Source organism: Streptomyces sp. MAR4 CNX-425, assembly GCF_048656465.1.
Lineage (GTDB): Bacteria > Actinomycetota > Actinomycetes > Streptomycetales > Streptomycetaceae > Streptomyces.
Window position 1 is genome coordinate 300921 of record NZ_JBMDLF010000002.1, and the last position, 26585, is coordinate 327505.

General features: G+C 75.8%; 24 protein-coding genes. 15 read left to right on the forward strand and 9 right to left on the reverse strand.

Features of this window, described 5'->3' with window-relative positions:
• Positions 1-12: 12 nt before the first annotated feature.
• Positions 13-1110, reverse strand: coding sequence for a WD40/YVTN/BNR-like repeat-containing protein (locus ACHZ99_RS06620; RefSeq protein ID WP_420303431.1), 1098 nt, complete (start codon positions 1108-1110; stop codon positions 13-15).
• Positions 1111-1198: 88 nt separating this feature from the next.
• Positions 1199-1687, reverse strand: a complete 489-nt coding sequence (locus ACHZ99_RS06625; RefSeq protein WP_420303432.1) for a MarR family winged helix-turn-helix transcriptional regulator — start codon at positions 1685-1687, stop codon at positions 1199-1201.
• Positions 1688-1785: 98 nt separating this feature from the next.
• Between ACHZ99_RS06625 and ACHZ99_RS06630 the strand changes: the two genes are divergently transcribed.
• The 3 genes from ACHZ99_RS06630 (at position 1786) to ACHZ99_RS06640 (ending at position 5716) form a co-directional block, all read left to right on the forward strand.
• Positions 1786-2646, forward strand: a complete 861-nt coding sequence (locus ACHZ99_RS06630) for an LLM class flavin-dependent oxidoreductase (RefSeq protein ID WP_420303433.1) — start codon at positions 1786-1788, stop codon at positions 2644-2646.
• Positions 2639-4108 carry an LLM class flavin-dependent oxidoreductase gene (locus ACHZ99_RS06635; RefSeq protein ID WP_420303434.1) on the forward strand — a complete coding sequence of 490 codons (1470 nt, stop codon included), beginning with the start codon at positions 2639-2641 and terminating at the stop codon, positions 4106-4108. Before ACHZ99_RS06630 ends, ACHZ99_RS06635 begins: the two co-directional genes overlap by 8 nt.
• A gap of 72 nt (positions 4109-4180) precedes the next feature.
• Positions 4181-5716: an ATP-dependent DNA ligase gene (locus ACHZ99_RS06640; protein ID WP_420303435.1), complete on the forward strand. Its 1536-nt coding sequence runs from the start codon at positions 4181-4183 to the stop codon at positions 5714-5716.
• A 261-nt stretch (positions 5717-5977) separates the two neighbouring features.
• On the opposite strand, the gene ACHZ99_RS06645 is transcribed toward ACHZ99_RS06640, so the two are convergent.
• A complete protein-coding gene (locus tag ACHZ99_RS06645; RefSeq protein ID WP_420303436.1) occupies positions 5978-7078 on the reverse strand; it encodes a hypothetical protein in 1101 nt (366 codons plus the stop codon).
• A gap of 193 nt (positions 7079-7271) precedes the next feature.
• On the opposite strand from ACHZ99_RS06645, the gene ACHZ99_RS06650 reads away from it, so the two are divergent.
• Together ACHZ99_RS06650 and ACHZ99_RS06655 are read left to right on the forward strand one after the other, a co-directional pair.
• A complete protein-coding gene (locus ACHZ99_RS06650; protein WP_420303437.1) occupies positions 7272-9104 on the forward strand; it encodes a serine/threonine-protein kinase in 1833 nt (610 codons plus the stop codon).
• A gap of 12 nt (positions 9105-9116) precedes the next feature.
• A complete protein-coding gene (locus ACHZ99_RS06655) occupies positions 9117-10166 on the forward strand; it encodes an acyltransferase domain-containing protein (protein ID WP_420303438.1) in 1050 nt (349 codons plus the stop codon).
• Between the two features lie 30 nt (positions 10167-10196).
• Here ACHZ99_RS06655 and ACHZ99_RS06660 read toward each other — a convergent pair whose 3' ends face one another.
• From ACHZ99_RS06660 to ACHZ99_RS06675, 4 genes are all read right to left on the reverse strand, one after another.
• A complete protein-coding gene (locus tag ACHZ99_RS06660; RefSeq protein WP_420303439.1) occupies positions 10197-10958 on the reverse strand; it encodes a crotonase/enoyl-CoA hydratase family protein in 762 nt (253 codons plus the stop codon).
• An 80-nt stretch (positions 10959-11038) separates the two neighbouring features.
• On the reverse strand, positions 11039-12061 hold the full coding sequence (locus tag ACHZ99_RS06665; protein WP_420303440.1) for an NUDIX hydrolase: 1023 nt from the start codon (positions 12059-12061) through the stop codon (positions 11039-11041).
• Positions 12062-12383: 322 nt separating this feature from the next.
• Entirely contained in the window at positions 12384-13007 is a 624-nt protein-coding gene (locus ACHZ99_RS06670; RefSeq protein ID WP_420303441.1) for a helix-turn-helix transcriptional regulator, read from the reverse strand.
• The gene (locus ACHZ99_RS06675) at positions 13004-14134 is read right to left on the reverse strand and encodes a threonine synthase (protein WP_420303442.1); all 1131 of its coding nucleotides are present in this window, start codon (positions 14132-14134) and stop codon (positions 13004-13006) included. The genes ACHZ99_RS06670 and ACHZ99_RS06675 overlap by 4 nt, the downstream gene beginning before the upstream one ends.
• A 145-nt stretch (positions 14135-14279) precedes the next feature.
• On the opposite strand from ACHZ99_RS06675, the gene ggt reads away from it, so the two are divergent.
• The gene (gene ggt / locus ACHZ99_RS06680) at positions 14280-16085 is read left to right on the forward strand and encodes a gamma-glutamyltransferase (protein ID WP_420303443.1); all 1806 of its coding nucleotides are present in this window, start codon (positions 14280-14282) and stop codon (positions 16083-16085) included.
• Positions 16086-16144: 59 nt separating this feature from the next.
• Here the strand turns inward: ggt and ACHZ99_RS06685 are convergent, their stop codons facing one another.
• Entirely contained in the window at positions 16145-16609 is a 465-nt protein-coding gene (locus ACHZ99_RS06685) for a Dps family protein (RefSeq protein ID WP_420303444.1), read from the reverse strand.
• Positions 16610-16827: 218 nt separating this feature from the next.
• Here ACHZ99_RS06685 and ACHZ99_RS06690 point away from each other — a divergent pair, with 218 nt between their 5' ends.
• The 9 genes from ACHZ99_RS06690 to ACHZ99_RS06730 all read left to right on the forward strand — a co-directional run bounded on the left by ACHZ99_RS06690 (position 16828) and on the right by ACHZ99_RS06730 (position 26187).
• Positions 16828-17931, forward strand: coding sequence for a M23 family metallopeptidase (locus ACHZ99_RS06690; protein WP_420303999.1), 1104 nt, complete (start codon positions 16828-16830; stop codon positions 17929-17931).
• Positions 17932-18033: 102 nt separating this feature from the next.
• Positions 18034-19044, forward strand: coding sequence for a LacI family DNA-binding transcriptional regulator (locus tag ACHZ99_RS06695; protein WP_420303445.1), 1011 nt, complete (start codon positions 18034-18036; stop codon positions 19042-19044).
• A gap of 59 nt (positions 19045-19103) precedes the next feature.
• Positions 19104-20405, forward strand: a complete 1302-nt coding sequence (locus ACHZ99_RS06700; protein WP_420303446.1) for an ABC transporter substrate-binding protein — start codon at positions 19104-19106, stop codon at positions 20403-20405.
• Between the two features lie 6 nt (positions 20406-20411).
• Positions 20412-21350 carry a carbohydrate ABC transporter permease gene (locus tag ACHZ99_RS06705; protein WP_420303447.1) on the forward strand — a complete coding sequence of 313 codons (939 nt, stop codon included), beginning with the start codon at positions 20412-20414 and terminating at the stop codon, positions 21348-21350.
• On the forward strand, positions 21350-22168 hold the full coding sequence (locus tag ACHZ99_RS06710; RefSeq protein ID WP_420303448.1) for a carbohydrate ABC transporter permease: 819 nt from the start codon (positions 21350-21352) through the stop codon (positions 22166-22168). Before ACHZ99_RS06705 ends, ACHZ99_RS06710 begins: the two co-directional genes overlap by 1 nt.
• Before the next feature lie 32 nt (positions 22169-22200).
• Positions 22201-23598 (forward strand): sulfatase-like hydrolase/transferase, encoded by a 1398-nt coding sequence (locus ACHZ99_RS06715; RefSeq protein WP_420303449.1) that lies wholly within the window; start codon positions 22201-22203, stop codon positions 23596-23598.
• A 203-nt stretch (positions 23599-23801) separates the two neighbouring features.
• Positions 23802-24458 (forward strand): class I SAM-dependent methyltransferase, encoded by a 657-nt coding sequence (locus tag ACHZ99_RS06720; RefSeq protein ID WP_420303450.1) that lies wholly within the window; start codon positions 23802-23804, stop codon positions 24456-24458.
• A gap of 57 nt (positions 24459-24515) precedes the next feature.
• On the forward strand, positions 24516-25241 hold the full coding sequence (locus ACHZ99_RS06725; protein WP_420303451.1) for a transketolase: 726 nt from the start codon (positions 24516-24518) through the stop codon (positions 25239-25241).
• 31 nt (positions 25242-25272) lie between these two features.
• Positions 25273-26187 (forward strand): transketolase family protein, encoded by a 915-nt coding sequence (locus ACHZ99_RS06730; RefSeq protein ID WP_420303452.1) that lies wholly within the window; start codon positions 25273-25275, stop codon positions 26185-26187.
• 33 nt (positions 26188-26220) lie between these two features.
• Here the strand turns inward: ACHZ99_RS06730 and ACHZ99_RS06735 are convergent, their stop codons facing one another.
• Positions 26221-26577 (reverse strand): MmcQ/YjbR family DNA-binding protein, encoded by a 357-nt coding sequence (locus ACHZ99_RS06735; RefSeq protein WP_420303453.1) that lies wholly within the window; start codon positions 26575-26577, stop codon positions 26221-26223.
• Positions 26578-26585 lie beyond the last annotated feature (8 nt).

A 26585-nucleotide genomic window follows, 5' to 3' on the forward strand; every position in this document is an offset into this window, starting at 1 on the left:
CGAGGTGGCCGGCTATTCCAGGCGGGCCACCCGGCCCCGCTCCCCCGCCGCCCAGCAGCCGAGGTCGGCGCTGCAGTCGACGGTGTCGTACGAGCCGGAGTCGAAGCCGTGCCACGAGCGCCCGGCGTCGAAGGTGACGTCCGAGCCCGTCGGGCCCACGGCCAGGGCGACGGAGCGGCTGTGCGGCAGCCAGGTCACGCCCGAGCGGTACGCGGGCGGCGGTGTGCGGGCGCCGGTCCAGGTCGCGCCGCCGTCGGCGGTACGGGCCGCCGCGTCCGGCGAGGGGCTGCCGGGCCGGTAGTCGCCGCCGACCGCGAGGCCGTGGCGGGCGTCGCGGAAGGCCAGGGCGAACACGCCGCGCGCGGGGTCGCCGGCCGGGATGCCGGACTCGGCCGCGGTCCAGGTGCGGCCGCGGTCGGCGGAGTGCAGCACGCGCGCGGTGGCGCCGCCGCCGGTGGCGAACCAGGCGTCCGAGCGGCCCGCGCTGACCAGGCACTGCCCGCTCGCCGCGAACGCCGCGTCGCCCGGTTGCGCCGGCGGCATGCCGTCGTCGGGGAGCACCTGCCAGGAGCGGCCGCCGTCGGACGTCGACAGGATGCGGAACCGGCCGTCCACCGGGTCGCTCAGCGCGAGCCCGTGGCGGCCGCCGGCGAAGAAGGTGACGCAGTCGTAGAAGGCGTCGGGGTGGTCGTTGCGGAAGGTCTCGGTCCAGGTCGCGCCGGCGTCGTCGGTGCGGTAGATGCGGGAGTCCTCGCCGGGGCCGATGGACAGGACGACGGCGCTGCGCCGGCCGAGCGCCTCGATGTCGCGGAACTCCAGCGCCCCGGTTCCCGGCGGCGACACGTCCCGCCAGCTCCGGCCGCCGTCCGTCGTGCGCAGCACCGTGCCGCCGGAGCCGGAGGTCCACGCGACGTGGCGGCTGACCGCCGACAGGCCGCGCAGGCGGGCGTCGCTGCCGGTGTCCTTCGGCTCCCAGCCCGGCAGGTGCCACCGGGCGTCCGTGCCGGGGCCGGCGTGCGCCGGGCCGGTGGCGAGGCCGAGGCCGGCGGCCAGCGCCACCGCGCCGAGGCAGGCGGCGGCTGTACGACTCAGAGTTCCCCGCAGCGTCATGGCGGAGGAACGTAGCAGCCGCCGCGCGGCTTGACGAGAGCGCCGGGCGCGCCGCGGCCGGCGCGGCACCGGCCCGTACGGGCCGGGCTCAGGCCCGCTCCGGCCACGCCTCCGGCGCCGGCGACGGGCACGGGGCCGCGGCGGTCAGGCGCGTCACCGCGTCGGTCAGCGCGGCGCGCGCGCCGGCGTCCAGGCCCGTGGTCATGGCGGCGATGCGGTCCGTCACCTCGGCGTGCGTGCGGGTGGCGAGCTCCTCCCCCGCCGGGCTCAGCGCGATACGGCAGGCGCGCCCGTCGTCGGCGTCCGGCGTACGGGCGACCAGCCCGCGCCGCTCCACCCGGTCCACCAGCCCGGTCAGCCCCGGTCTGCCCAGGTGCAGCAGGCGGCTCAGCTCGCTCATCCCCACCGGGCCGCCGCTGAGCGCGCACAGCAGCTGGATCTGCTGCGGGGTGAGGCCGTGCGCGCGCCCGGCCTCGGCGAAGACGTGCTGTAGCACGTGCGTCAGCCGCACCAGCGCGCTCGCCAGCGCGGCCGCTTCCGCGTCGGCCCGTGCCACCGGTTCCGTACGCCGCCCCATGTGCCACCACCTCCCGGGCGTCAAGTTTGACACTACTTCGCGTAGCGAAATAATCTGGTTCGCGGCACGAATCAAATTCTCCCGCTGAGGAAGCCGCCATGCCCGACTACGGCCACGATCTCCGCTTCGGTATCAACCTCATCCCGTCCAGCCAGGACCCGGAGGCGGTCGTCGCGCTCGCGCAGCTCTCCGAACGCGCCGGTGCCGACCTGGTCACCTTCCAGGACCACCCGTACCAGCCGGCGTTCCTGGACACCTGGACGCTGCTCTCCTACGTCGCCGCCCGCACCGACTCCGTCGCCCTGTCCGGCAACGTCCACCCGGTCCCGCTGCGCCCGCCGGCCCTGCTGGCGCGCGCCGCGGCCAGCCTGGACATCCTCAGCGGCGGCCGGTTCGAGCTGGCGCTGGGCGCCGGCGGGTTCTGGGACGCCATCGCCGCCCTCGGCGGGCCGCGGCGCACGCCCGGCGAGGCGGTCGAGGCGCTGGACGAGGCGGTCCGGATCATCCGCGAGACGTGGGACACCGGCGCCCGCGGCGGGATCCGCGTGGAGGGGCGGCACTACCAGGTGCGGGGCGCCAAGCGCGGGCCCCGGCCGGCGCACGACGTGGGGATCTGGCTGGGCGCGTACAAGCCGCGGATGCTCCGTCTCGTCGGCCGGGCCGCCGACGGCTGGCTGCCGTCGCTGCCGTACCTCGGCACGCCCGGCGCCCTCGCCGAGGGCAACGCCGTCGTCGACGAGGCGGCGGCGGAGGCCGGGCGCGCGCCCGGGGAGGTGCGGCGGCTGCTCAACCTCGCCGAGGACCACCCGGCCGAGGAGCTCGCGGAGTTCGCGCTCGCGTACGGCACCGGCACGTTCCTCCTCATGACCGGCGACCCGCGGCAGATCGAGCGCTTCACCGGCGAGGTCGCCCCGGCCGTGCGCGAGCAGGTGGCCGCGGAGCGGGGCCGTCGTGCCTGACTACGGACACGGCCTGCTGTTCGGCGCCCTGATCACCCCGTACGCCGACCGGGCCCCGGAAGCCCTGGGGCTGGCGCGGGCGGCCGACGGCGCGGGGCTCGACCTGCTCGCCGTACCCGACCACCCGTACCGCCCCGCGCTGCTGGAGGCGTGGACGCTGCTGGCCGCGGTCGCCGCGGCGACCGCGCGGATACGGGTCCTGCCCGACGTCGCCGCGCTGCCGCTGCGCCAGCCCGCCGTCCTCGCCGGGGCCGCGGCGAGCCTGGACCGGCTGAGCGGCGGGCGGGTCGAGCTGGGCCTGGGCGCCGGCGGCTATCCGGACGAGGTCGAGGCCGCGGGCGGCCCGCGGCGCACGCCGGGCGAGGCCGTCGAGGCGCTGGCGGAGGCGGTACGGATCATCCGGGCCCGCTGGACGCCGGGGCCGGAGGTGCACCTGGACGGCGGGCACTACGCGCTGCGCGGGGCGCCCCCGGGCCCGTACCCGGCGCACGACATGGGCATCTGGATCGGCGGGCACGGTCCGCGGATGCTGCGGCTGACCGGCGCGGTCGCGGACGGCTGGCTGGCCAGCGCCGCGCGGGTGCCGCCGGAGGCGCTGGCGGCGGGGATGAAGCTGGTCGACGAGGCCGCGCACGCCGCGGGGCGGGAGCCGGCGGCGGTGCGCCGGCTGTACAACCTCGCCGGGCTCCCCGGCCGCGGACCCGCCGAGCAGGCCGAACGGCTGGCCGAGCTGGCGCTCACCCACGGCGTCAGCGGCTTTCTGCTGCCCGTCGGCTCCGCCGCCGAGCTGGAGCGGTTCGCGGCGGAGGTGGCGCCGGCGGTACGGGAGGCGGTGGCCGCGGAACGCGGGGACGGCGCCCGGCCGGAGGGCGGTGGTACGCCGTCGGCGACCGGGCCGGCGCGGCCCGCGGCGCCGGGGGCGGATCTCTGGGACGAGAGCACCCGCCCCACCGTGCCCGGGGCGCACACCGCCCGCCCGGGCGAGGACGTCTCCGCCGGGCACCACCTCGTCGAGGTCCACGACCACCTGCGCGGGGAGCTGGAGCAGCTGCGCGAGCTGGTCGTCCAGGTCGCCGGCGGCACGCTGACGGCCGCCGCCGCCCGCTCGCACGTCGCGACGATGACGCTGCGGCAGCACAACTGGTCCCTCGGCGCCCACTGCGCCGCGTACTGCCGGGTCGTCACCCTCCACCACACCGTCGAGGACCAGCAGCTGTTCCCCGCGCTGCGGCGGTTCGACCCGCGGCTCGCCCCCGTGCTCGACCGGCTGTCCGAGGAGCACCTCGCCATCCACGACGTGCTGGAGCGGGTCGACCGCGCGCTGGTCGCCTTCGTCGCGGGGCCGGAGGGGAACGCGGAGCTGCGGGCCGCGGTCGACCTGCTCTCGGAGGCGCTGCTGTCGCACCTGTCGTACGAGGAGCACGAGCTGGTCGCGCCGCTGGCGAGGTACGCGGGCGGCTGACCCGGGCGGCGGCCCGGCGCGGCGGTCGGTCGTCGCGGCGCGGATGTCGGTGCCGTGGGCGACGATGGGACCATGCTGTTCGCCGACCTCGCCCGCACCTCGCGGGAGATCGCCGCCACCCGGGCCCGCTCGGAGAAGACCGCGCTGCTGGCGGATCTCTTCCGCGCGGCCGAGCCCGCCGAGGCGCCGCTCGTGGTGACGTATCTCGCCGGGCGGCTGCCGCAGCGCCGGACGGGCGTGGGCTGGGCGGCGCTGAAGGACGCGCCGGCGCCCGCCCGGCAGCCGCGGCTGACGGTGCGCGAGGTGCACGAGGCGTTCGACGCCATCGCCGCCGTCGGCGGGAAGGGCGCGCAGGCCGAGCGCCGCCGGCTGCTGCACCGGCTGCTGGGCGCCGCCACGGTGGAGGAGCAGCGCTTCCTCGCCGGGCTGATCGGCGGGGAGCTGCGGCAGGGCGCGCTCGACGCGCTCGCGGCCGAGGGCCTGGCGGCCGCGGCGGGCACGGACGCGGCCGGCGTGCGGCGCGCGGTGATGCTCGCCGGCTCGGTGGGCACGGTCGCCGAGGCGGTGCTCGCCCGCGGGCCGGCGGCGCTGGCGGACTTCCGGCTGGCGGTCGGCAGCCCCGTGCAGCCGATGCTGGCGCAGTCCGCGAAGGACGTGGACGAGGCGATCGGCCGGCTGGGGCCGAGCGCGGTGGAGGAGAAGCTCGACGGCATCCGGGTGCAGGTGCACCGGGAGGGCGAGAATGTACGGGTCTACACCCGCACGCTCGACGAGATCACCGGCCGGCTGCCCGAGGTCGTCGCCGCCGCCCGCGAGCTGGGCGCGGCGGCGGCCGTGCTCGACGGCGAGGTGATCGCCCTCGGCGAGGACGGCGGCCCGCGGCCGTTCCAGGAGGTCGCCGGCCGCGTCGGCTCGCGGGTCGACGTGGCGAGCGCGCGCAGGACCCTCCCGGTGCACCCGGTCTTCTTCGACCTGCTCGCCGTCGACGGCCGCGACCTGCTGGCCGCGCCGCTGCGCGAGCGCCACGCCGAGCTGGCCCGGATCGCCCCCGGGCCGCGCCGGGTGCGGCGGGTCGAGGTCGCCGACCCGGCGGAGGCCGGGCAGCGGGCGGCGGCCCGGGAGTTCACCGCGGCGACGCTGGCCCGCGGCCACGAGGGCGTCGTCGTCAAGGCGCTCGACTCGGAGTACAGCGCCGGCCGCCGCGGCTCGGCGTGGCTGAAGGTCAAGCCGGTGCACACGCTGGACCTGGTGGTGCTGGCGGCGGAGTGGGGCCACGGGCGGCGTACGGGACGGCTGTCGAACCTGCACCTCGGCGCCCGGCGGGAGGACGGCTCGTTCGCGATGCTCGGCAAGACGTTCAAGGGGATGACGGACGCGCTGCTGGCGTGGCAGACGGAGCGGCTGGCCGAGCTGTCGGTGGCGCAGAAGGACTGGGGGGTGGTGGTGCGGCCGGAGCTGGTGGTGGAGATCGCGTTCGACGGGGTGCAGCGCTCGCCGCGCTATCCCGAGGGGGTGACGCTGCGGTTCGCGCGCGTGGTGCGCTACCGCGAGGACAAGACGGCCGCGGAGGCGGACACGGTGGCGTCGGTCCGGGAGCTGCTGCGCTGACGTCCTCCCCCGCGGCGGCCCGGCGCGTCCCCGCGCCCGCGCCCGCCTCGCGCGCGGCGCCCGCCCCGCGCGCGAGGCGTGCACGCGGGGCGGGCGCCCCCGCGGAGCGGACGGGTGTACGGGACCGGGGCAGCGGTCCGCGCGCGCCGCCGCCCCGGCCCCGTGCCGGAGCCGGCTCCCCCCGGCTCCGGCCGCCCCGGCCACACGCGCCGGTCGTCACCCCCGTGCCGGCGCGCGTCCCCTGCCCGGGGCGGGTCGCGGTCAGTAGTGGATGCGCGCCCCCACCGACCGGTGGTCGGAGTAGTCCATGGCCCCGTTGTCGCTGCCGGTCAGCTCCAGGTCCGCGGCGTCGCCCTCGGCGAAGGTCGGGACGACCGGGTGGCTGGTCCGCGGCGGCGCGCCGTCCGGGTTGCGGGCGAGGAGGAAGTCCACGCGGCGCGGGCCGGACGTGTACAGCGTCCACTTGTCGGCCAGGCAGTCCGGGATCGGGCCGCCGGCGTCGGCGCAGCCGGCGTAGACGGCGTCGCGGAAGCGGTACGCGCCGCCGAGGTCGCCGTTGGCCGCGCGGTACCAGGTGGTCCAGTTGTCGTCGCCGTTGGTGCCGCTGGCGGAGTGGTTGGTGTCGCCGCCGGCGATGAAGAGGTCGGCGACGCCGTAGCCGTCCTCGGTGAGCTCGTTGTTCAGCTCGCCGGCGTTGGAGACGTTGCAGTAGGTGCCGCCGTGCGACTGCGTGGGCCAGTGGAAGGACGCCGCCGTGACCGTCCTGCCGGAGAGCTTGTCCTCCAGCAGCGCCTTGACGCCCTTGGTGCGCGCCTGGTTGTTGTTCACGCAGTTCTCCGAGTCCGCCGGGTACTCGCGCTGGGCCTGCCAGCGGTTGCCCGGGGAGGCGGAGAGCTTCAGCGACAGCCGGTCGGTGCGCCAGACGACCGCGTTGGTCTGCTGGACCTTCCCCGAGCAGCCGTTCTCGAACTCCGCGGGGTCGTTCTCGGCGAGGACGCCGGCGTAGGTCTCGCCGAAGTGCTCCTCCATCCGCGTCAGCAGCAGGTCGAGCTGGTCGCGGTGGCTGATCTGCTGCACGAGGTAGATGTCCGGCCGGTACTCCTGGAGGCGCATGTAGTACATGAGGTCGTGCCAGTCGCCGGGGCAGGACTCCGTCGTGGTCGGCAGGTTCTCCACGTTGGCGTCGTAGACCTGAAGGAACGACGGGTCGTTGTTCGGCACCGCCTCCGCGGCCGCCGCGGTGGCCGCGGGCGCGCCGCCGGCGTCCGCGGCGGGCCCCGAGGCGGGGGCCGGGGAGGCGAGGACGAAGGGCGCCGCCAGCGCGGCGGCGCCCAGAAGGGCGCGGTACTGCCACGATTTCATCTGTCCCCCTGTTTTTCCGGTCGGTCCCCCGCAGGATCGCGCCGCCCGGGGCGCCCGGGGCGGGGATTGCACCAGAACGCAAACGCCCGGGCGTGATCCACCTCCCCCCGCGCTACTGACCAGTCACCCGTCCCGCGCGCCCCACGGGACGTAAGCTGCCACTTCCGGAAACAGAAACGGGGCAGGCAGGGCAATGCAACTGGGGGACAACGGGGCGGAAGGGCCCGGGCGGCTGCTCGCCGGGCGCTACCGGGTACTGGCGCAGCTCGGACGCGGCGGCATGGGCACCGTGTGGCGGGCCGTCGACGAGCGGCTGGGCCGCGAGGTCGCGGTCAAGGAGCTGCGCGCGTTCAGCGATTCGGACGCGCGCGACCTGGCCGAGATGCGGCTGCGCACGGAGCGGGAGGCGCGCGCCGCGGCGCGCGTCCGGCATCCGGGCGTCGTCGCCGTGCACGACGTGACCGAGCACGAGGGCCGGCCGGTCATCGTGATGGAGCTGGTCGACGGGCCGTCGCTGGACGACGTGCTGCGCGAGCTCCCCCTACGCCCTGAGGGCGTGGGGGCACCCCCAGGCGTCCCGCCGGCCGAGGCCGCGCAGATCGGGCTGAAGGTGGTCGAGGCGCTCGGCGCCGCGCACCGCGCGGGGGTGCTGCACCGGGACGTGAAGCCGGGCAACATCCTGCTGGAGCACGGCGGGCGGGTCGTGCTCACGGACTTCGGCATCGCGGCCATGGAGGAGCCGGCCGACGGCAACAGCACGCACCTGACGCGCAGCGGCGAGCTGGTCGGCTCGCTGGACTACCTGGCGCCGGAGCGGGCGCGCGGCGAGCAGCCCGGTCCGCCGTCGGACCTGTGGTCGCTGGGCGCGACGCTGTACGCGGCGGTGGAGGGCATCTCGCCGTTCCGCCGTACGTCGACGTGGTCGACGATCACCGCGATCATCGTGGACCCGCTGCCGGAGCCGCGCCGGGCCGGGCCGCTCGCGCCGGTGCTGCGGGCGCTGATGGCCAAGGACCCGGCGGAGCGCGCCGACGTCGAACAGGCCCGCGCCCTGCTGGCGCCGCTCGCCGGGACGGCGGGGCCGCCGGCGGCCCAGGGGCCGGACACGATGCGGCTGGGCCGGGTCCCGGCCGGGCCGCCCGGGGCGTACGGGCCGGGAGCGCCCGCGGCGCCGCCGGGGCCCGGCACCCCGCCGGGGCGGTTCGGCCCGCCGCAGCTCGGCGCGCCCGGTGCGGAGTCGCGCACCGCGGAGCAGACGGTGCCGCAGCGGCGGCGGCCGGGGCGCCGGTGGCTCCCGGTCGCGGCGGCGGTGGCCGTGCTGCTCGCCGGGGGCGGCGTGACGTACGCCCTCGCCGGCGGCGACGACGGGACCGCCGCGAGCGGGGAGCCGGCCGCGCCGGGCTCGGAGTCCGCGTCCCCGTCGCCCGGCAAGACCGCCGAGGGCAGGAAGCGGGACGGCAAGGACGGCAAGGAGGGCAGGGACGGCAAGGACGGCCCGGGCGGGAAGGACGAGAAGGACGCGGACGCGGAGCGCGAGCCGGACGCGGACGGCGGCTCCGCCCCCGCCCAGGAGGAGGGCTCCGCGGCGGGCGGCGCCGCCGGCGACGACGGGGACGGCGGCGGGAGCGGCGGAGGCGACGGCTCCGGCGACGGCTCCGGCTCGGACGGCGGCGGGAGCGGCGGCGGTGACGACGGCGGGAGCACGTCGGGCGGCGGCGGTGACGACGGCGGCTCGGACCCCGCGCCGTCGTGCACGCCGATCGGCGGCGGGAAGTACAACTGCCAGGTGTGGCGCACCGCCGCGTCGTACGACTCGGCCCACCGGCAGGTCGGCACGCTCTACGCCGGCACCAACTACTTCTACTGCCAGCAGAAGAAGTCCTACCGCGAGACCTCCGGCGAGTGGACGAACGTGTGGTGGGGCAGGACGGACGACGACAACGGCAACGTCGACGTCTGGGTCAGCGTCGTCTACGTCAAGGGCGGCGCCAACGACGCCCCCGTGCCCGGCCTGCCGGTCTGCTGAGATGATCGTCGCATGACCGATCTGACCGCCGCCGCCGTCCGTGACCGGCTCGGCCTCGACGGCACGTACGCCGCGTGGACCGACGCCCTCGAAGCCGCCCACCCCGCGCCGCCGCCCGCCGCGCCGCCGCGGGGCGCGGAGCTGACCGCGCTGCTGCGCGCCGTCGGCGTCCCCGAGCGCGAGGACGCCGAGCTGGCCGCGGCGCTGGCGGAGCTGGCCGCCGACGGCTCGCCGTACCGGTGGCTGCTGGACCGCGCCGTCGCCGCGCTGGCCGCCGGCCTGGGGTCGGTCGGCGTCGACCGGGGCGGGCCGGGGAGCGGCCCGACGCTGCCGGCGGCGCTGGGCGCGGCCGGGCGCTGGTTCCACGCCGGGGTGTTCCTCGCCGCCGTGCCGGAGGTGCGGGCGTACCACGCGCGCCACGATGTGCCGGACGACGTGTCCTGGGCGACGCTCGCCGACCTGGGCAACAAGGTGGGCGTCCACCGGCGGCTGCACGACGTCGGCGGCATGGGCAAGCAGTGGTGGATATCGCTGCCGTACAGCGGCATCCTCTACCGGCTCGGCCGGCTGCAGTTCAACCTCGACCGGGATCCGGACGCCGGCCGCGGCCTGGAGGTGCACATCCCGGAGGACGGCCCGCTGGACCCGCAGGCGTGCGAGGAGTCGTACGGGCGGGCCGCGGAGTTCTTCCCGCGCCGCTTCCGGACGTTCCTCGGCGCCGCCGCGGCGGGCGGCGAGCTGCGGCTGAACTGCGCGTCGTGGCTGCTGGATCCGCAGCTCGGCGCGTACCTGCCGGACGGGAGCAACATCATGCGCTTCCAGCGCCGGTTCACGCTCGACCCGGGCGAGGCGGCGCACGTGCCGGAGCCGGACGAGCACGGGCTGACGGTGTCCGACCGCGGCATCGTGGAGTTCGTGTTCCGGCGGTTGGTGCGTACGCCCGCGGACGTCGCCGCGCTGCCGGCGCGTACGACGCTGGAGCGGGCGGTCGTGGCGCACCTCGCGGCGGGCCGGCACTGGGGCGCGCCGCGCGGCTCGTTCAGGCTCCCGGTCCCGGGCTGAGCGGCGGCGGGACACCGGCGCGGCCCGTCGTCAGAACGCCCCGTGCCGCCCCTCCCCCGCGGCGAAGCGCCCGGCGCCGGCCCGCGCCTCGTCCAGCGCCGCGGAGCCGTGGCGGAGTTCGGCGGCCAGCGCCTCCGCCTCCGGCAGCCCGTGCTGCCCCAGCACCGAGGCGCGGTCGGCGCGCAGGCAGGTCTGCGGGAACCGGGCGATCTCCGCGGCGAGTTCCTCCGCCGCGGCGCGCGCCCGGCCGGGCGGCACGAGGCGGTCGGCGAGGCCCATCCCGTGCGCCTCGGGCGCCGGGACCGGGCGGCCGGTGAGGATGAGGTCGAGGGCGCGGCCGGTGCCGATGAGCCGGGGCAGCCGGACGGTGCCGCCGTCGATCAGCGGCACGCCCCAGCGGCGGCAGAAGACGCCGAAGACCGCGTCCTCCTCCGCGACCCGCAGGTCGCACCAGAGCGCCAGCTCCAGCCCGCCGGCCACGGCGTGCCCGGCGACGGCGGCGATGACGGGCTTGGTCAGCCGCATCCGGGTGGGGCCCATCGGGCCGTCGCCGTCGGGCGCGACGCGGTTGCCCTCGGGCGTGCCGAGCGCCTTGAGGTCGGCGCCGGCGCAGAACGTGCCGCCCTCGCCCCACAGCACGGCGACGCGGGCGCCGGGGTCGGCGTCGAATTCCCGGAAGGCGGCGGCGAGTGCGGCGGCGGTGGGGCCGTCGACGGCGTTGCGGACCTCGGGGCGGGCGAGGACGACGGTGGTGACGGGGCCGGTGCGCTCGGTGCGTACGTGTCCGCTCATGACCGGACGTTACCAGCGCGTAGGTCCGCGGCGGCCGCGGTACGTCCCCGGGCCCGTCCGGTACGCGGCCGCCCCCCGGCTCAGGCCGGCCGGCCCGCGACGAGGTCGAGCGGGCCCGCGCCCTCCGCGAGCGCGCTGAGGCCGGCGCGCGCGAGGGCGGCGCCGCGCGGCGAGAGCAGGCCGTCGAGTTCGCCGGGGCCGGCCAGCCGCCAGTCGACGATCTCGGTGCCGTCGACGCGGACGCCGACGAGGTCGGCGGCGCCCAGCACCCCGCCGTCGTAGAGGTAGAGGACGAGCGCGGGCGCGGGCCGGCGCACCGCGAAGTCGACGGCGAGGAGGCGGCCCAGCGGCCGGTCGAGCCCGGTCTCCTCGCGCAGCTCCCGCCGGGCGGCCGGCCGCGGGGTCTCGCCCAGGTCGCAGTCGACGCCGCCGCCCGGCAGCTGCCAGCGGCCGTCGTCGCGGTATCCGGCGCGTACGACCAGCACCCGGCCGGCGCCGTCGCGCACCAGCGCGCCCGCGCCGACGAGCACGTGGGGGCGCACGGCCAGGTACGAGGAGGGGTCCAGCGCCGCGGCGTGCTCCAACTCGGCGCGGCGGGCGGCGGAGAGCCCGGCCGGGGAGCCGGGCTGCGGCTCGCCGCCGACGAGGTGGGCGACGGCGCCGGTGTCCCAGGCGGCGAGCGCGGCGCCCAGCCGGCGGGCGGCGGGCGCGGGCAGCGCGGCGAGGGCGGCGTCGCGGTCCAGCCAGCGGGCGGCGGGGCGGGCGCCGGGCGGCAGGGTGGCCGCGTAGAGGTGGACGAGTCCGGCGGGGGCGCCGCCGGCGGGCGGGACGGAGTCCACGGCGAGGAGCCGGCCCGCCGTGACCTCGGCCCCGAGCGCGTCGCCCACCGCGCGGACGATGGCCTCCTCGGGGGTCTCGCGGCCGGAGACGGCGGCGCCGGGGAGCAGGGGCGCCGCCGCGCCCGGTTCGGCGGGCGCCAGGACGAGCACCCGGCCGGCGCGGTCCTGCACCACCGCGGCCGCGGTCACCGCGGGCCCGTGCGCGGCGTCGCCGTACGGGGGCGGGCTGTCCGGTTCGGCGGCGGTGCCGGCGGTCGTGAGCATGGGCGGCTCCTCGGATCGGGGCGGGTGGCGGGGCGGCGGCTTGGGCCGCGGGCGGCGGCGCCTCGGCGCGGGCCACGCGGACGGCGCGGCCGCCGGCGTCCCCGCGCTGGTCCGGGCGGCCGACGCCGCCGTCGGCGTTCGGCGGGCGGGCGACGAGCGGCACCGGACAGGGTACGGGGGCGGCCGCCCGTGGCGGCCGCGGCGCGTCGAACCGGCTGGGCGCCATGGCACACCTCCACCGTCAGCCTCGGCCGCCCCCGGTCCGTGCGCATCCGGGGCGGGGCCGAACGGGGGCGCGGGCATGCCCCGTTCGGCCCCCGCCTCACCGCAGGTAGTTGTAGACCGTCGCACGCGACACGCCCAGCAGCCCGGTGAGCTGCCGGACCGCGTTCCGGACCTCCAGCAGCCCGCGCTCGCGCAGGTCGCGGACCAGCTCGCGGCGGTCGGCGGAGCCCAGCGCCCGCGGCGTCTGGCCGCGGGCGGCGGCGAACTCCTCCACCGCGGCGCGCAGTTCGTCCGCGGTACGCGCCCTGAGGGTCTCGGTCAGCGGCAGGCCGGGGTCGTCGACGGCGGTCAGGGCCCGGAGCGTACGGGCGGTGCGGTCGAGGACGGAGACGTCGAGGTTGAGGCAGAGGGCGGCGACGTACGTGCCGGCCGAGTTCCGGATGCCGATCGACGTGCTCTTGGCGGGGCGGCCGTCGGGGAAGCGGTTCGGGTAGTTCTGGATGACCTCGGGGTAGCCGGGGTCCTCGATGCGGGCGAGGCCGAGTTCGGTGGCGGGGTCGCCGGGGGCGCGGCCGGACAGCGGGTTCTCGATCGTACGGACCGCGTGCCCCGGGTCGCGCAGGTCGTGCAGGACGACCTCGCAGACGCCGGGGAACATCCGGCCCAGGGCGGTGACGATCTTCTCGGCCTCGCGCAGCAGCAGTTCGTCCTCCGCGCTCACGCGCCGCCCCCGAACAGCCCGGTCATGACCGGCGCCGCCTTCAGCCCGGTGCCGGTGAGCAGCACGGCCGTGGTCTCGCCGGGGCGGATCGCGCCGCGGGCGCGGAAGACGTCGACGGCCGCGGCGGCGGTGGCGCTGGTCGGCTCGGCGTAGAGCCCGAGGGCGGCGAGGCCGGTGACGGCGGCGCGGATGCCGTCCTCGCCGATCGCCGCCATGTCGCCGCCGGAGCGGCGCACGGCGCGCAGCACCTCCGGCAGCCGGACGGGCTCGCGGATGGCGGTGCCCTCGGCGAGGGTCGGGGCGAAGTCGACGGGCACGGGCCCGTCGGCGCCGGCCCGGAAGCTCGCGTGGATCGGGGCGCAGTTGGCGGGCTGGGCGGCGAGGATCCGGGGGCGGCGGCGGATCTGCCCGGCGGCGAGGAGCTCGCCGAAGCCGGCGTCGAGGCCGAGGACGGAGCTGCCGGCGCCGGCGACGGTGACGACACAGTCGGGCGCGGCGAAGCCGAGGTCCTCCCACAGCTCGTAGGCGAGGGTCTTGGTGCCCTGGAGGAAGAGCGGGTGCCAGTTGTGTCCGGCGTACGGGACGCCGGCGGACCGGCGCACGGCCTCGGCGGCGGTGGCGTCGCGGCCGCCGGGCACCAGCTCGACCTCGGCGCCGTAGGCGCGGGATTGCAGCACCTTCGCCGGGGAGGTGCCCTCGGGGGCGAGGATGCGGGCGCGGATGCCGGCGGCGGCGCAGTAGGCGGAGACGGCGGCGCCGCCGTTGCCGGAGCTGTCCTCGACGACCTCGCGGACGCCGCGGTGGGCGAGCGCGGAGATCATCACGGTGGCGCCGCGGTCCTTGAAGCTGCCGGTGGGGCCGAACCACTCCGGTTTGAAGAGCACGTCGGTGCCGTTCCAGCGGCGGGCGAGCAGCGGGGTGCGGCCCTCGCCGAGGGAGACGGGCGCGTCGATGCCGAAGGGGAGGGCGGCGCGGTAGCGCCACAGGGAGCGCTCGCCGGTCTCGATGTCGTCCCTGCCGATCCCGGGCACGCCGGCGACCTGGAGCGGGGCGCCGTCGTCGGCGCGCCAGCGGAGGGCGTCGTACGGGTACGTACGGCCGGAGCGCTCGTCCACCAGATGAGTCATAGCGTCCAAGTCTAGACGATCCGTCCAAGGGATCCGCCCGCCGGGGGGACCGGGCCGGGAAGGACCGGCACGCCCCGGTGACGGCACCCGTCGCGGTCACGACAATGGGCCGGGTCGTGACGCCCACCCGTCCGGGAGGCAGTAAATGCGGTTGCGCCCCACCGTCCCCCTCGCCCTGACCGCGGTTCTCGCCACCGCCGTGGCCGCCGCCCCGCCGACGGCCGCCCGGCCGGACGCGCCCGCGCCGCCGAAGTCCCCGGTGGCGACCGGCTACGGCGGCGCCGTGGCCAGCGTCGACCCCGACGCCACCGCCGTGGGCGTCGAGGTGCTGCGCGACGGCGGCAACGCGGTCGACGCCGCCGTCGCCACCGCCGCGGCGCTCGGGGTCACCGAGCCGTACTCCTCGGGCATCGGGGGCGGCGGCTACTTCGTCCACTACGACGCGAGGAGCGGCCGCGTCAGCACCCTCGACGGCCGCGAGACGGCGCCCCGCACCGCCGGCGAGGACCTGTTCGTCGAGGACGGCGAGGCCATCCCGTTCGACCAGGCGGTGACCAGCGGGCTGTCCGTCGGCGTGCCCGGTACGGCCGCGACCTGGGAGCAGGCGCTGCGGCGGTGGGGCACCTCCTCGCTCGGCGAGGCGCTGGCGCCCGCGACCCGGCTGGCGGCCGGCGGCTTCACGGTCGACGAGACGTTCCGCGCGCAGACCGCGGCCAACGAGGACCGCTTCCGCGACTTCCCCGCCACCCGGGAGCTGTTCCTGCCCGGCGGCGACCTGCCCGAGGTGGGCAGCACGCTGCGCAACCCCGACCTGGCCCGCACCTACGAGCTGCTCGCCGACGAGGGCACCCGGGCGCTGTACCGGGGAGAGCTGGGCGCGGACGTCTCCGCCACCGTGCGCCGCCCGCCCGTCGACCCGGCCGCCGACCGGGTCGTACGCGCCGGGGACCTGCGCCGGACCGACCTGCGCGGGTACCGCGTCGCCCGGCAGAAGCCGGCGCACGTCGGCTACCGCGGGCTCGACGTCTACGGCATGGCCCCGTCGTCGTCGGGCGGCACCACGGTCGGGGAGGCGCTGAACATCCTGGAGGGCACCGACCTCGGCGAGCTGTCGCAGGCCCAGTACCTCCACCGCTTCCTGGAGGCGTCCCGCATCTCCTTCGCGGACCGCGGCCGCTGGGTGGGCGACCCGCGCTTCTCGAAGGTGCCGACGCGGGAGCTGCTCTCCCAGTCGTACGCGGACTCCCGCGCCTGCCTCATCTCCCCCGACGCCGTGCTGACCAGCCCGCTCGCCCCGGGCGACCCGCGCGACCCGGACGCCGGCTGCACGGCGGAGCGGGCGCCGGCGGGCACGTCGTACGAGGGGCCGAGCACCACGCACCTGACGACCGCGGACAAGTGGGGCAACGTCGTCTCGTACACCCTCACGATCGAGCAGACCGGCGGCAGCGGCATCACCGTGCCCGGCCGCGGCTTCCTGCTCAACAACGAGCTGACGGACTTCTCCTTCACCCCGTCCGTGCCGGGCGTGCCGGACCCGAACCTGCCGGGGCCGGGCAAGCGGCCCCGGTCGTCGATGTCGCCCACGATCGTCCTCGACGACGGCGAGCCGCTGCTGGCGGCGGGGTCGCCGGGCGGCTCGACCATCATCACCACCGTGTTGCAGGTGGTGACCGGGCGGCTGGACCGCGGGCTGAGCCTGCCGGAGGCCATCGCGGCGCCGCGGGCGAGCCAGCGCAACACCGCCTCGACGGTGGCGGAGCCGGGGTTCCTCGGCCTGCCGGCGAGCGCGGAACTGACGGCGCTGGGGCACCGGTTCGCCGACGGCGGCGAGATCGGCGCGGCGACCGGCGTGGAGCGGCTGCCGGACGGGCGCTGGGTCGCGGCCGCGGAGCCGGAGCGCCGCGGCGGGGGCGCGGCGGCGGTGGTGCGGCCGGCCGGGCGGGACTGAGGCGGGACGGGCCGCGGACCCGACGGGGGACGGATCCGCGGCCGGCTGGGGGCCCGCGGTCAGCTGATGCGGTGCGAGCGCAGGAACCAGGCCTGCTTCTCCAGGTCCTGCGTCGCGGTGATCAGCAGGTCCTGGGTGATCAGGTCGGTGTCGTCGGTGTCCGCGACCCGCTGGCGCATGCGCGCGGACGCCTTCTCCAGGATGTCGGTGACGTCGTCGATCACCTTCTGGTCGGAGATCTTCCCGGGGCCGACGTCGGGCAGCGGGCTGCCGGCGGCGACGGTCTTCGCCCGCCCGTCCGGGCTCACGCCCAGGGCCGCGGCCCGCTCGGCGACGGTGTCGGCGTGCCCGCGGGCCAGCTCCACCACCTCGTCGAGCTGGAGGTGCAGCTCGCGGAAGAGGGGCCCGGTCAGGTTCCAGTGCGCCTGCTTCGCCTGCAGGGACAGGTCCAGCAGGTCGACCAGCGCACCCTGCAGCGCCTCGCCGGTGACTTCCAGGGCCTTCTTGTCGAGGATCGTGGTCATGTGTGGGCGCCTCCTTGCTCCGTGCTCAGTGGATCCCATCCTACATTAGACTTTGTCTAAAGTCTTGCCGGGCTACGCCATCCGGGGCGGGGGGACGCCCTCTTGTCCATCGGCGGAGGCACTTCTATCGTTCGCTCAGGTCTCGGCGCACGGAAAGTGACTCAGTCATGTCAGAGCGCACAGGGCGCGGGCGGCACCGCCGCCACCGCCCCGGCCCGGTGTCGCGGGCCTCCCTCACCGTCACCGCGAGCGGCGCGGGGCTCGCCCTGCCGCTGGTCGCCGGCGCCGCCGCACCGGCCGCGAGCGCGCCCGCGGACGCCGTGCACAGCCCGGCGAAGGGCCGGGCGCAGGACGGCCGGGCCGCCCCGCCCGAGGGCGGGTTATCCGGCCGCGCCGCCGCGGAGGCCGCCGAGGACGGCGACGGCGCCGCGCCGCAGGGCGGCCGCGCCGGCACCGTGGACAAGAAGCCCGGCCACCACGAGGTCGCCGCCGGCGAGACCCTCTCCGGCATCGCCGACCAGCACCGCGTACGCGGCGGCTGGCCCGCCCTGTACGAGCGCAACCGCGGCGTCGTCGGCTCCGACCCCGACCTCATCCTCCCCGGTCAGCGCCTCACCCTCCGCGGCGGCGCCGCGGCCCCGCCCCGGCCCCGGGAGGACTCCCCCGCCGGCACGGGGAGGCCCGCCGGCGGCGAGGCGGAGCCCGAGCAGGACGGGGCCGGGGACAAGACGACCGACAGGGCCGGGGCCGGCACGCAGCAGCGCGAGAAGCCCAAGCCCCGCAAGGCGAAGCCGGAGCGCACGAAACCGGAGCGCACGAAGCCGGACACGAAGAGGCGCGCCGCCGCGCCGCAGGCGGATGCGAAGCCCAAGGCCGAGCCCAAGCCGAAACCGCGGGCCGAGCCCCAGGGCTCCCCCGACTACACCTCCCCGCTCGCCGGCGCCGGCATCGGCACCGCGTACGGCGTCCGCGGCAGCAGCTGGTCCAGCGGCTACCACACCGGCGTCGACTTCCCCGTCTCCGTCGGCACCGGGGTCCGCTCCGTCGCCGACGGCGAGGTCGTCAGCGCCGGCTGGGCGGGCGCGTACGGCTACGAGGTGGTGATCCGGCACCGCGACGGCCGCTACAGCCAGTACGCGCACCTGTCCGCGATCACCGTGAGCGCCGGCCGGCCGGTCAACGCCGGACAGCGCATCGGCCGCTCCGGATCCACCGGGAACTCCACCGGTCCGCATCTGCACTTCGAGGTCCGCACCGGGCCGGGCTACGGGTCCGACATCGACCCGTTGCGCTATCTGCGCGCGCACGGGGTGCGCATCTAGCCCATAGGCGCACCGCGCTGACCTGCGACTTGATGATTCGTCACGAGACTTCATGTGACGGGGCTTGACCCTGCCGCACCCCGGGTGGTTAAACGTATCATCATGCCGAAGAAGACGCGTCCCACGGTCCGCGACGTCGCCGCCCTCGCCGGGGTGTCCGTCGCGACGGTGAGCTACGTGGTCAACGGGCGGGACAACCGGATCGGCGCGGAGACCCGGGAGCGGGTGCTGGCCGCGGTGCGCGACCTCGGCTATGCGCCCAACAGCTCCGCGCGCGGGCTGCGCAAGCGCCGCACCGAGCGGGTCTGCCTGGTGATCGGCTCGCTGGGCAGCCCCGTGCAGGAGCAGCTGGTGCGCGATCTGCACGCGGCGGCCGAGGACGACGGCTACGGCGTCCTCACGCTCATCGTGGACTCCCCCGCGCACGCCGCGCACGCCGCCCGGCTGCTCCGCCAGGGGCTCGCCGACGGCGCCGTCTTCTTCGACTCCGCGCGCCACTTCGGCGACCTCGGCGAGCTGGCCCGCGGCCGGCTGGCGATGGTCGTCGTCGACAACTCCGTGGCGCCCGACGGCTTCGACGTCGTCCGCACCCCCGAGTACGAGGCGTGCGGCGCGGCGCTGGACCACCTGCTGGCCGCGGGCCGCCGGCGCGTCGCCTTCCTCGGCCACCGGCACGACCTGGAGCTGGGCGACCGCTCCGCGCGGCTGACGGCGTACCGGGACGCGCTGCGCCGGCACGGCCTGCGGCCGGAGGAGCGGTTCGTCCGCGCCGGCGCCGACAGCCGGGTCGAGGGCTACCGCGCCACCACCCGGCTGATGGCCCTCGCGGACCCGCCGGACGCGCTGTTCGTGGCGTCCGACCGGGCGGCCATCAGCGCGATATGGGCGGTCCGCGACACCGGCCGCACGGTGCCGGACGACGTGGCGGTCCTCGGCGTCGGGAACCTTCAGGAGGGCTCGGTGATCCGCCCGCGGCTGAGCACGGTGGGGCAGTTGCAGGTCGACTTCGGCCGCGTCGCCCGGCTGCTGTTCGAACGGCTGGCCGCCGCGGATCCGCCGGCCGCCCGCGAGATCGTCCTGCCCTGGTCCTTCATACCCAGGGAGTCGACGTGAACGAGCGCGTGACCGACGAGCGCGTGACCAACCCCATGCACGGCGAGAGGAGCACCCGCATGTCAGCAAGGCCAGCCAGCAACGGTCAGTGGATGACCCGGCGCAGGATGCTGGGCGTCGCCGGCGGTGTCGCCGCGGCGGTCCCCCTGGCAGCCTGTGGCTCGGGCGCGCCCGAGGCCGACTCCGGAGGCGACGGCGGGGGCGGCACGTTCCTCGCCTACTGGAACAACGCGCACGAGTACGACGCCTACAAAGACGTCGTCGCCCAGTTCGAGAAGGACCACGGGGTCACCGTGGAGATGCAGAAGTTCCAGTGGGAGGACCTGCGCACCAAGCTCGTCTCCGACTTCCAGTCCGGGAACGTCCCGGACGTGGTGGAGGAGCCGGGGAACTGGGTGCAGGAGTTCGCGCTCAGCGGGGACGCGCTGCCGCTCCAGAAGTACATCGACAAGGACGGCGCGAAGATCGGCTTCCCGGACGACTGGCTGGAGGCCGCCGTCACCGAGAACACCCACGAGGGCCAGGTGTACGGCATCCAGCTGCACTACACCTGCACGCTGCTGTTCTACAACCGCCGGATGCTCGCGGACGCCGGCATCGAGCCCCCCACCACCTGGGACGACTTCCTCGCCGCGGCCCAGGAGCTGACCAGCGGCGACGTCACCGGCACCGTGCTCAACGACGGGCTCAGCTACTCCTACCCGTGGATGCTCCAGAACGGCGTGCACGAGTACGACCCGGACAGCGGCCGGCTGCTTCAGCCGCGCGCCGCCGCCATGGAGGCGATGCAGTTCCAGCGGGACCTGGTGCACGAGCACCAGGTCTCCCCCAAGCCGACGACCGCGCTCGACGTGACCCGGGCGGCGAAGTTCTTCGCCGCCGAGCGCGCCGCCATGATCTTCACCGGCCCCTGGGACATCCCGATCATCAAGGAGTCCAACCCCGACCTGGACTACGGGATCGCGCCGGCGCTCACCGGCAGGCGGCAGGCGACGATCGCGGGCGGCACCACGCTGTTCATCCCGCAGAAGGCCAGGCGCCCCGACCTGTCGTGGGACTTCATCAAGCGGATGACCGCGCTGAAGACGGAGACGGCGGCGACCGAGCAGTCCAGCATGCTGATGCCGCGCAAGTCCTGGGCCGAGCAGTCGGCGGTGCTGGAGAACCCGGACGTCAAGCCCTTCACCACGGGGCTGCCGTACGCCGAGGAGTTCCGCACCGGCATCTACACCACCGGCAAGGCGGGCGAGCTGGAGGACATCTACAAGACGCTCTACGAGACCATGCTGATCGAGGGGACCGACGCCGAGGAGGCGTTCGCCACGTACGACGACGCGGCCAAGAACATCCTCAAGGGCTAAGCACCCATGGCATCATCGGCGGAACTCACCAAGCGCGCGGAGCCGGTGCGGCTCACGAAGCGCACGAAGCGCACGAAGCGCTCACCGATCGCCCGGCGCCAGGCGCGGACCGCGTATCTGTTCCTGGCGCCGGCGCTCATCTTCTTCGGAATCTTCTTCTACTATCCGATCGCCGACATCCTCAACACCAGCATGCTGACGGGCCAGCGGACCGACGAGTTCACCGGCCTGGACAACTACACCAACGCCTTCCAGGACCCGCAGGCGCGCAACGCCTTCAAGGTCACCCTCCAGTTCGCCGTCGGCACGACGGTCGGCGCCATCGTGCTCGGCATGGGCCTGGCGGTGCTCATCAACCAGCGGCTGCGCGGCAGCCTGGCGTTCAAGCTCGCGCTGCTGGTGCCGTACCTCACCTCGATCGCCGTGGTGGGGCTCATGTGGCGCAACATCCTCGACCCCCAGCTCGGCATCCTCAACCGGATCCTGTCGGACCTCGGGCTGCCCACCCAGGAGTGGCTGAACACTCATCCGGTGGCCACCATCGTCGCGGTCACGCTGTGGATGACCACGGGCCACACGATGATTCTCTTCCTGGCCGGACTGCAAGGGATCCCCGACGTGTACTACGAGGCGGCCAGGGTCGACGGCGCCAACCGCTGGCAGCAGTTCCGGCGGATCACGGTGCCGCTGCTCACCCCGACCACCCTGTTCGTCTCCGTGATGGCGGTGATCACCGGGTTGCAGGCGTTCGGGCAGGCGTACATCATCACCCGCGGCGGCCCCGGGGAGGCGTCCGACCTGTTTGTCTTCCATGTCTACGAGCTGGCGTTCCGCTCCCGCGACTTCGGCTACGCGTCCGCGCTGTCGGTGCTCCTGCTCCTGGTCATCGTGGGGTTCACGCTGCTGCAACTGCGCATCGGCCGCAAGCGGGAGGTGCAGTACTGATGAGCGCCAGGGCCTCCAAGGCGATCGCCTATCTGCTGCTCACCATCGCCAGCCTGATCACCGTCGTGCCGCTGGTCTACATGGTCTCGCTGTCGTTGCAGACCGAGGCGGAGATGCTGTCCGCGGAGTCGGTGCTCTGGCCGGACTCGCCGCAGTGGGGCAACTACAGCACGCTGTTCGAGGAGGCGCCGTTCGGCAGCTTCATCATCAACAGCCTGGTGGTGGCGGGCGCGATCGCGGTCTCCCACCTGATCTTCGACCCGCTGGTGGGCTACGTGTTCGCCAAGTTCGACTTCCCGTTCAAGAACACGCTGTTCATCGCGATCCTCGCCACCCTGATGATCCCGCTCTTCGTCCGGATGATCCCGCTGTACGTGATGATGTCGGACCTCGGCTGGCTGGACAGCTACCAGGCGCTCATCGTGCCGTTCCTGATGGACGGCTTCGGCATCTTCCTCATGCGGCAGTTCATCCAGCCGATCCCGGACGACCTCATCCACGCCGCCCGGGTCGACGGGGCGAACGAGTTCACCATCTACTGGCGGATCGTCCTGCCGCAGTGCAAGCCGGCGCTGGCCGTGCTGGGCCTGTTCACGTTCGTCTTCCAGTGGAACGAGTTCCTGTGGCCGCTGGTGGCGACGACGTCGGAGAAGATGCGCACCATCCCGGTGGGGCTCACCCAGTTCAGCCAGGAGCAGTTCCAGCTGTGGCACCTGACCGCCGCCGGTTCGGTCATCATGTTCGTGCCGACGGCCCTGCTGCTGATCTTCAGCCAGCGCTACTTCGTCCGCGGCATCACCCTGACCGGCCTGAAATGACCGCTGGTCCCACCGACCTGGAAAGGACCCCGATGCCCGACCGGCGTCCCCATGTCATCGTCGTGTTCACCGATCAGCAGCGCTGGGACACGACGGGCGCGGGCGGCAACCCGCTCGACCTCACGCCCGCGTTCGACCGGATGGCCCGCTCGGGCACGTACGCGCGCACGGCGGTCACCCCGCAGCCCGTCTGCGCGCCCGCCCGGGCGGCGCTGCAGACGGGCCGGTGGCCCACGGACACCGGCTGCTTCCGCAACGGCATCCCGCTGCCGCGCGACGCCCGTACGCTCGCGCACCACTTCGGCGACGCGGGCTACACCACCGGGTACATCGGCAAGTGGCACCTGGCCGAGGAGGACCCTGTGCCGCCGGAGGACCGCGGCGGCTACCGGCACTGGCTGGCGTCCAACGTGCTGGAGTTCACCTCCGACGCGTACCGCACGGTGGTGTACGACGAGGACGGCGACCCGGTGCGGCTGCCCGGCTACCGCTCCGACGCGCTGTTCGACGCGGCGATCCGGTTCGCCGCCGACCACCACGACGAGCCGTTCTTCCTCTTCCTGTCCCTCATCGAGCCGCACCACCAGAACGAGGTCGACGACTACCCCGCCCCCGACGGCTACGAGGAGCGCTACACCGGCCGCTGGCTGCCGCCGGACCTGGCCGCGCTGTCCGCCGAAGGCGGCACGGCGCACCGGCACATCGCCGGCTACCTGGGCCAGATCCGGCGCGTCGACGAGGGCCTGGACCGGCTGCTGGACGCGCTGCGCAGCATGGACCTGCTCGACGACACGATCGTGGCGTTCACCTCCGATCACGGCAGCCACTTCCGTACCCGCAACTCCGAGTACAAGCGCTCCTGCCACGACGGTTCGATCCGGGTGCCGCTGGCCCTGCGCGGCCCCGGCTTCGACGGCGGCCGGGTGCTCGACTCCCCCGTCAGCACCCTGGACCTGCCGCCGACCCTCCTGGACGCCGCGGGGCTCGACGTCCCGGAGGAGATGCACGGACGCTCCTTCCTGCCGCTGGTCCGCGACCCGGGTGCCGACTGGCCGGAGGACGTCTTCGTCCAGGTCAGCGAGTCCGAGTGCGGACGGGCGCTGCGCACCTCACGGTGGAAGTACTACGTCGTCGACCCGGAGGCCGACGGCTGGCGCACCCGCTCCGGCAGCAGGTACGTCGAGACGGCGCTGTACGACCTGGCCCACGACCCGTACGAGCTCGACAACCTTGTCGGGCTCGCCTCCCACCGCGCGCTCGCCGACGGGTTGCGCGCCCGGCTGCTGGCGCGGATCACCGCGGCCGGCGAGCCGGAGCCCGTGATCGAGGCGGCCGGAGAGCGCCGCGCGCCGCAGCGCCGGGTCGACCCCGCCGTGCACGGATTCAAACTGGACGGCATGCGCTTCGGGCACCAGCGCAAGCATCCCTGAACCCCGGTGGGGCGAGCCCATGGCGGCCGCTCAGGCGGCCGCCATGGGCGGGCAGATGCAGCGGACGCGACCGCAGCGCGGGCACACGGGCACAAGCGCGGTCGCGGGCCGCAGGGGTTGGTGACTGGTCATCTCGGATCCTCCGCCCAGCTGTGAGAACGTGATCTCCTACTCGTTAGACGCAACGGGGAGCGATCAGGTTTATGGACAGCCGTGCCTGGGACGAACGCTACGCCGCGGTCGACCTGGTTTGGGGCGGTGCGCCGAACCGCTGGGTGGCCCGGGAGGTGGCGGAGATCACGCCCGGCCGGGCCCTGGACCTGGCCGCGGGCGAGGGGCGCAACGCGCTCTGGCTCGCGGGCCGCGGCTGGCGGGTGACCGCCGTGGACTTCTCCGGGGTCGCGCTGGACCGGGGGCGGCGGCTGGCGGCGCGGGCGGCGGCGGACACCGCGGGGCGGATCCGGTGGGTACGGGCCGACCTGCTGGAGTACGTGCCGGAGCGGGCCGCGTACGAGCTGGTGGTCGTGGCGTATCTGCACCTGCCCGCGGCCGCGCGGCGCCGGGTGCTGCGGCGCGCGGCGGCGGCGCTGGCGCCCGGCGGGGAGCTGCTGGTCGTCGGGCACGACACGGCGAACCTCACCGGGGGCACCGGCGGGCCGCGGGACGCGGAGGTGCTGTTCACCGCGGAGGACGTGCTGGCGGACCTGGCGGAACCGCCCGGGCCGTCCGAGTCGCCCGGGCCGCCCGGCGCGCGGCTGGAGCGGGTGCGCGCGGAGCGGGTGCGCCGGCCGGTGGCGCAGGAAGCGGGGCCGCCGAAGGACGCGATCGACGCGCTGGTGCGGCTGCGCCGGACCCCCTGAACCCGCCCGCCCGGCGGCGCTTGACTTGAACCTTCCTTCAAGTTGCACGGTGGGGACATGACGAAGAACACCGTGCTACCGCAGCCCACCGCGGGCTACGACGACCTCCCGCGGCTCATGGCCCTGATGACCGGCGACGAGAAGCACGGCCCCGCCGCCACCTCCACCCTCGACGCCCTGTGGGTCCTCTACGACCGGGTGCTGCGGGTGACCCCCGAGACCGCGGAGGCGGACGGCCGCGACCGGTTCCTGCTGTCCAAGGGCCACGGCCCCATGGCGTACTACGCCGTCCTCACCGCCAAGGGGTTCCTGCCCGCCGACCTGCTGCCCGGCTTCGGCTCGTACGACTCGCCGCTCGGCCACCACCCCGACCGCACCCTGCTGCCCGGCGTCGAGATCGGCAGCGGCTCCCTCGGCCACGGCCTGCCGCTGGCCGTCGGCACCGCGCTCGGGCTGCGCGCCCGGGGGCTGTACGGCCGGCCGGACCGGGACCCGCGGGTGTGGGTGCTCGTCGGCGACGCCGAGCTGGACGAGGGCAGCAACCACGAGGCCCTCGCCTTCGCCGGCGCCGCCGGGGTGGACAACCTGCACACCGTCGTCGTCGACAACGCCTCCGCCACCCACGCGCTCCCCGGCGGCATCGCCGCCCGCTTCGCGGCCGCCGGCTGGTCCACCGTCACCGTCGACGGCCGCGACCACGAGGCGCTCCACGCCGCCTTCACCGCCCCGCACCCCGGGCGGCCGCACGCCGTCGTCGCCCGCGTCGAGCCCGCGTACGGCTGACCCGCCCTCCGCCCGGAAAGGACCCCCGACCATGGACACGATGCGCGAGCGCTTCGCCTCCGTCACCTCCCGGCTGCTCGACGAGGACCCCCGGGTGGCCGTCGTACTCGCCGAGATCGGCACCGACGGCTTCGCCGCCGCGGCCCGGCGGCACCCGGACCGGGTGATCAACGTCGGCATCCGCGAGCAGCTGCTCGTCGGCACCGGCGGCGGACTCGCCCTGGCCGGAATGCGGCCGGTGCTGCACACGTTCGCCAGCTTCCTCGTGGAGCGCCCCTTCGAGCAGGTCAAGCTCGACCTCGGCCATCAGGACGCGGGCGCGGTGCTGGTGAGCGCCTACGGCTCGTACGACTGGCCGGCCGGCGGCTACACGCACATGTCGCCCGGCGACGTGGCGCTCCTCGACACCCTCGACGGCTGGACGGTGTACGTGCCGGGCCACCCGGACGAGGCGGGGACGCTGCTGCGGCGCGCGGTCGGCGCGGGCGACGACAAGGTGTACGTGCGGCTGTCGGGGCAGTCGAACGCCGAGGGCCGGCCCGTCGCCGGACCGGGGTTCCTGACGGTGCGCGAGGGCCGCGCGGGTGTGGTCGTGGCGGTCGGCCCGATGCTGGACGAGGTGCTGGCGGCGACCGAGGGCCTGGACGTGACGGTGCTGTACGCCACGACCGTGCGCCCCTTCGACGGCGCCGCGCTGCGGGCCGCGGCCGGCGCGGGGCGCGCCGCGGACGTCGTCCTGGTCGAGCCGTACCTCGCCGGCACCTCCACGGCGTACGCGAACGACGCGCTGGCCGACGTGCCGCACCGGGTGCTGGGGCTGGGCACCGGCCGGCGCGAGCTGCGGCGCTACGGCACCGTGCCCGAGCACGTGCGCGCCCACGGGCTCGACGCGGCGTCGCTGCGCGAGCGGATCGCGGCGTTCACGGGGACGCCGGCCGCGGCCTGACGCGCCACGGCCCGGCGCGCGGGCGCCGGCGCCTCAGGACTCCCCGGCCAGCTCCGGGTGCTCCGCCAGCAGCCGGGGCGGGGCCGCCTGGCGCCAGGAGTCGGCGACGATGATCCGCAGCTCGTCGCGGTCGTCCAGGGCCGCGATCCGGACCCGCACCCAGGCGAACGACGCCTCGTGGTCGGCGATCCAGAACTTCTCCGGCTCCGCCAGCGCCAGTTCGTCCCGCTCCACCTTGGGGCAGCGCACCGCGAAGGACGTCTCGTCCTCCGGCAGGGTGAGGAACATCTTGCCCTTCACCCGGAACGTGGGCATGCCCCACGCCAGCTTCTCCGCGGTCTGCGGCAGCGCCAGGGCGGTCTTGCGTACGTCCTCGGCGGTGAGGGTCATCGGTGCTC

What these genes read in the sequence shown, in the direction of transcription:
- ACHZ99_RS06675 (WP_420303442.1), bottom strand. Translation starts at nt 14,134, where the DNA reads ATGACTCATCTGGTGGACGAGCGCTCCGGCCGTACGTACCCGTACGAC.
- ggt (WP_420303443.1), top strand. Translation starts at nt 14,280, where the DNA reads ATGCGGTTGCGCCCCACCGTCCCCCTCGCCCTGACCGCGGTTCTCGCC.
- ACHZ99_RS06705 (WP_420303447.1), top strand. Translation starts at nt 20,412, where the DNA reads ATGGCATCATCGGCGGAACTCACCAAGCGCGCGGAGCCGGTGCGGCTC.
- ACHZ99_RS06735 (WP_420303453.1), bottom strand. Translation starts at nt 26,577, where the DNA reads ATGACCCTCACCGCCGAGGACGTACGCAAGACCGCCCTGGCGCTGCCG.
- ACHZ99_RS06725 (WP_420303451.1), top strand. Translation starts at nt 24,516, where the DNA reads ATGACGAAGAACACCGTGCTACCGCAGCCCACCGCGGGCTACGACGAC.
- ACHZ99_RS06710 (WP_420303448.1), top strand. Translation starts at nt 21,350, where the DNA reads ATGAGCGCCAGGGCCTCCAAGGCGATCGCCTATCTGCTGCTCACCATC.
- ACHZ99_RS06685 (WP_420303444.1), bottom strand. Translation starts at nt 16,609, where the DNA reads ATGACCACGATCCTCGACAAGAAGGCCCTGGAAGTCACCGGCGAGGCG.
- ACHZ99_RS06665 (WP_420303440.1), bottom strand. Translation starts at nt 12,061, where the DNA reads ATGCTCACGACCGCCGGCACCGCCGCCGAACCGGACAGCCCGCCCCCG.
- ACHZ99_RS06645 (WP_420303436.1), bottom strand. Translation starts at nt 7,078, where the DNA reads ATGAAATCGTGGCAGTACCGCGCCCTTCTGGGCGCCGCCGCGCTGGCG.
- ACHZ99_RS06625 (WP_420303432.1), bottom strand. Translation starts at nt 1,687, where the DNA reads ATGGGGCGGCGTACGGAACCGGTGGCACGGGCCGACGCGGAAGCGGCC.
- ACHZ99_RS06660 (WP_420303439.1), bottom strand. Translation starts at nt 10,958, where the DNA reads ATGAGCGGACACGTACGCACCGAGCGCACCGGCCCCGTCACCACCGTC.
- ACHZ99_RS06620 (WP_420303431.1), bottom strand. Translation starts at nt 1,110, where the DNA reads ATGACGCTGCGGGGAACTCTGAGTCGTACAGCCGCCGCCTGCCTCGGC.
- ACHZ99_RS06655 (WP_420303438.1), top strand. Translation starts at nt 9,117, where the DNA reads ATGACCGATCTGACCGCCGCCGCCGTCCGTGACCGGCTCGGCCTCGAC.
- ACHZ99_RS06715 (WP_420303449.1), top strand. Translation starts at nt 22,201, where the DNA reads ATGCCCGACCGGCGTCCCCATGTCATCGTCGTGTTCACCGATCAGCAG.
- ACHZ99_RS06650 (WP_420303437.1), top strand. Translation starts at nt 7,272, where the DNA reads ATGCAACTGGGGGACAACGGGGCGGAAGGGCCCGGGCGGCTGCTCGCC.
- ACHZ99_RS06630 (WP_420303433.1), top strand. Translation starts at nt 1,786, where the DNA reads ATGCCCGACTACGGCCACGATCTCCGCTTCGGTATCAACCTCATCCCG.
- ACHZ99_RS06640 (WP_420303435.1), top strand. Translation starts at nt 4,181, where the DNA reads ATGCTGTTCGCCGACCTCGCCCGCACCTCGCGGGAGATCGCCGCCACC.
- ACHZ99_RS06730 (WP_420303452.1), top strand. Translation starts at nt 25,273, where the DNA reads ATGGACACGATGCGCGAGCGCTTCGCCTCCGTCACCTCCCGGCTGCTC.
- ACHZ99_RS06720 (WP_420303450.1), top strand. Translation starts at nt 23,802, where the DNA reads ATGGACAGCCGTGCCTGGGACGAACGCTACGCCGCGGTCGACCTGGTT.
- ACHZ99_RS06695 (WP_420303445.1), top strand. Translation starts at nt 18,034, where the DNA reads ATGCCGAAGAAGACGCGTCCCACGGTCCGCGACGTCGCCGCCCTCGCC.
- ACHZ99_RS06700 (WP_420303446.1), top strand. Translation starts at nt 19,104, where the DNA reads ATGTCAGCAAGGCCAGCCAGCAACGGTCAGTGGATGACCCGGCGCAGG.